Below are 4068 nucleotides of genomic sequence, written 5' to 3'. Positions count from 1 at the left end.
GCCCCCTCCCGGCCTACGCTCGGGCCATGCCCCGCCGCCACCTGCGTATGACCGGCGCAGCCGACTGCTCGCTCGGGGCCGCCCTGCGGGCGCTGCGCACCGAACTCGACCTGCCCGGCGCCTTCCCGCCCGAGGTGCTCGCGGAGGCGGAGCAGGCGGCCCGGGCCCCGGACCTGTCGGCCCACCTGGACGCCACCGACCTCCCCTTCCTCACCATCGACCCGCCCGCCTCCACCGACCTCGACCAGGCGATGCACCTGGAGCGCCGCCGGGACGGGCGCGGCTACCGGGTGTTCTACGCCATCGCCGACGTCGCCGCATTCGTCCGGCCGGGCGGCGCGCTCGACGCCGAGGCCCACCGCCGGGTCACCACCCTCTACTTCCCCGACGACCGGATCCCCCTCCACCCCGCCGTCCTCTCCGAGGGGGCCGCCAGCCTCCTCCCCGGCGAGACCCGACCGGCCGCGCTGTGGCGGATCGACCTGGACCGCGACGGGGTGGCCGTCGCCACCGACGTACGGCGGGCCCTGGTCCGCAGCCGCGCGAAGCTCGACTACGCGGGCGTCCAGCGGCAGATCGACACGGGCACCGCCGAGGAGCCGCTCGCCCTGCTCCGGGACATCGGACGGCTGCGCGCCGAACAGGAAGTGGCCCGGGGCGGCATCTCGCTCGACGTCCCCGAGCAGGAGATCGTCGAGCACGACGGCTCGTACGACCTCGTCTACCGCGCCACGCTCCCCGCCGAGGCCTGGAACGCGCAGATCTCGCTCCTCACCGGGATGGCCGCCGCCCGTCTCATGGCCGACGCTGGCACCGGCATCCTGCGCACCCTGCCGCTCGCGCCCGACGGGGCCGTCGCCCGGCTGCGCCGCTTCGCCCACGCCCTGCGCATCGACTGGCCGCACCACGTCCCGTACGCCGAGGTCGTCCGCTCCCTCGACCCGGGGAAGAGCAACCACGCGGCGTTCCTGCAGGAGTGCACCACCCTGCTGCGCGGCGCGGGCTACACCGTCTTCGAGGGCGGCGACCTGCCCGACCCCGCCGTGCACGCCGCGGTCGCCGACCTCTACACGCACTGCACCGCACCGCTGCGCCGCCTGGTCGACCGGTACGCCTCCGAGCTCTGCCTCGCCGCGACACAGGGGAAGGAGGCGCCCGAGTGGGTACGGGAGGCCCTCCCCGCCCTCCCGAAAGAGATGGCCGAGGGGACGCGCCGCGCGGGCACCGTGGAGCGGGCCTGCGTCGATCTGGTCGAGGCGGCGCTGCTGGAGGGGCGCGAGGGCGAACTCTTCGACGCGTACGTCGTCGACGTCCACGACCGGGACCCGTCCATCGGCACGATCCACCTCCGGGACCCGGCGATCGTCGGCCGGATCGAGGGTGGTACGGCCCCGCTGCCGCTGGGGGAGCGGCTGCGGGTCCGGCTCACGCGGTCGGGGCCGGCGGCGAGGACGGTGCTGTTCGCTCCGGCGTGAGCGAGACGCGGGGCGGTGTGGCCCCCTCCGGTGCGAGCGCGCGCGGCGCGGCCCGCCCGGCAGCGGTGAGCGCGGCGACGACCGCCCGGGGATCGTCCGCGTGGAACCGGAGCGTCCGCGCACTCCCGCGCCGCCCCAGAGGCCGTACGAACTCCCCCGGCCCCGTCAGCTCCACGGTCACCGTCGTCCGGCTCCCCACCGCCAGGTCGAGGACCCCGTCCTCATCGACCCGCACGAGCCCGCCGCCGTCGTAGCGCCGCTCCACCCGGGCGGAGACGATGNCAGCACCACGGTCTCGACGACGGAGACGAAGAGGATCGTCCACATGATCCCGGTCTGCGGTTCGGTGTACGAGAAGGACCGGGCCCCTTCCGGAATCCGGTGGCGGCGGCGTACGGCCCACAGCCCGAGGCTGTGCAGCGCCCGGAACTCGTGCCCGATCAGCCGTCGCACGGCCACCGGCACCACCGCACGCACCGCCGCGAGCCCGGCCTCCCGCCGCCCGCCGCCGGCCCGCCGCCGGGCGGCGTACAGCGGCCACATCACGTACGCCTCCAGCGCGAGCATCCCGACGACCAGCGCCTCGGCCCCCAGCAGAACGGCACCCGGCATCCGCACCCCGGCCACCAGGCAGACCGCCAGCGCCACTTCCCCGGGCAGCACCGCCCACACCGCGACCCGAGCCGCCCGCAGCCCCAGCGTTCTTCCCGCGCTCACGACGTCCCCCTCCTCCGCACCCGCTCGGCCAGCGCCCCCATCACACGGCGCACCACCGCGCGCTGCGCGGGCGGATAGTCGTCGAGCAGCACCCGCCCGAACCCCGTCGCCGACGGCACCCCCTCGGGGATGACCGCCAGAACCTCGTCCGGCACGGCGGCGGCCAGCTCGGCCGCCAGCGGCGCGATCCGCGGATCGTCCACCCCGGCCCCCTCCAGCTCGTCGAGCCGCTCGTACAGCGCCAGAGCAACGCCAGATGCTCGCGGTCCTTCGCGGCGGCGGGGGAGGTGGTGGCGGGCGCGTGCTCCAAAAGCGCCGCGAGGGCGGGGGAGAGCGGCCCGGCCGAGGTGAGCGGCGCCTCCAGCAGCACGGCCAGCACCTGCCGCCGCTCCTGGATCTCCCGCTCCTGCCGCGCCAGATCGGCGTCCAGCTCCGCGAGCACCTCGCCCAGCTCCCGCCCCGCGTCATCGGCGAGCACGTCCCGCACCTCGTCCAGCGAGAGCCCGATCTCCGTCAGCCGCCGGATCCGGGCCAGCAGCACGGCGTCCCGGACGGTGTACGCCCGATAGCCGTTGGCCTGTCGGGCGGGCTCGGGCAGCAGGCCGATGTGGTGGTAGTGCCGGACGGCCCGGGAGGTGACTCCGACGAGCGCGGCGATCTCTCCGATCAGCATGCGGCCAGTAGAAACGTTGACGCTGCGACAAGGTCAAGCGGCGCTGCGGGCGCCGCGACCCGGTGTTTCCTCCCGGTAGTATGTGCGGCACGGCAGACGAGCCGTGCGGACGGCCGCGTGAGGATCCTTCGGGGTTCTCCCGAGGAACGTCCGGGCTCCACAGAGCAGGGTGGTGGCTAACGGCCACCCGGGGTGACCCGCGGGACAGTGCCACAGAAAACAGACCGCCCGGGACTTCGGTCGCGGGTAAGGGTGAAACGGTGGTGTAAGAGACCACCAGCGCCTGAGGTGACTCAGGCGGCTAGGTAAACCCCACCCGGAGCAAGGTCAAGAGGGGCCGTGCCGGAAACGGGACGGCCCTGCGCGGACGTTCGAGGGCTGCTCGCCCGAGTTCGCGGGTAGACCGCACGAGGCCGGCAGCAATGCCGGCCCTAGATGGATGGCCGTCTCCCCGGCCGCCGCGAGGCGACCGGGAGACAGAACCCGGCGTACAGCACGACTCGTCTGCCGCCAAGAGCCCCTGACCGGCGTTGAGCCGGCCAGGGGCTCTTGCTCTGGGTCCTTACGTCCTCACTTCCTTCGCCGGCATCAGTACTTCGTGTACTTGATCCAGTCGTAGCGGGCGGTCAGCGGCGTGCCCGGATACGTGAACGGGCCGAGCCAGCCGTCGACCCCGATGCCCGGCCACAGGTTGGTCATGATGCGCATCGGGCGGGTGGGGAGCGGGCCGCGGGAGCCGTTCTCCTGGTGGACGAGCCTGCCGTCCACGAACCAGTTGATGGTGCCCTGGTTCCACCACTCGATGGCGTAGTCGTGGTAGCCGGCGGAGGCGTCGAACCCGAGGTCGATGACGGTCTCGTGGCCGCCGACACCGTTGGTGAAGTAGTTGGTCTGCATCTGGGTGGTGTTCTTGCCGAGGATCTCGACGTCGATCTCGTCCCAGGGCTGACCGTCGCTCGGCCCGGTGTACGTGAAGAACCCGGTCACGACGCCTTCGCGCTTGACCGCCTGGAGCCGGGCCTCGAAGCGGCCGTACGAGTACAGCTCGTCGGTGCGGTACTCACCGGACGCGTAGGGCTTGCCCGAGCAGCCGGAGGGGCAGGTGGCGACGTCGAGGTTCTGGCCCATGACGCCGCCGTTGAACCAGGTGTGGTCGGCGCGCCAGCCGACGTTGAACATGCCTCCGTTGGACCAGCCGTCGGC

2 protein-coding genes, 1 other RNA gene and 1 pseudogene are annotated in these 4068 nt (G+C 73.5%); 2 read left to right on the top strand and 2 right to left on the bottom strand.

The genetic code is table 11. The features are described 5' to 3' along the window. The first annotated feature begins 47 nt into the window (after window positions 1–47). Window positions 48–1475: an RNB domain-containing ribonuclease gene (locus tag D3105_RS33615; protein ID WP_118906574.1), complete on the top strand. Its 1428-nt coding sequence runs from the start codon at window positions 48–50 to the stop codon at window positions 1473–1475. 713 nt (window positions 1476–2188) lie between these two features. Here the strand turns inward: D3105_RS33615 and D3105_RS33605 are convergent. Further along, window positions 2189–2865 (bottom strand): annotated as a pseudogene (locus D3105_RS33605) (MerR family transcriptional regulator). A gap of 97 nt (window positions 2866–2962) precedes the next feature. Between D3105_RS33605 and rnpB the strand changes: the two are divergent. Then, window positions 2963–3372, top strand: an RNA gene (rnpB, locus tag D3105_RS33600) — RNase P RNA component class A. Window positions 3373–3453: 81 nt separating this feature from the next. On the opposite strand, the gene bglS is transcribed toward rnpB, so the two are convergent. After that, window positions 3454–4068: beta-glucanase (bglS, locus tag D3105_RS33595; RefSeq protein WP_118906573.1), on the bottom strand; the 615-nt coding region annotated here is incomplete at its 5' end.

Source organism: Streptomyces globisporus, assembly GCF_003501885.1.
GTDB lineage: Bacteria > Actinomycetota > Actinomycetes > Streptomycetales > Streptomycetaceae > Streptomyces > Streptomyces globisporus_D.
Note: the sequence above shows the minus strand (reverse complement) of the source record. Positions and strands in the feature narration are given on the sequence as shown.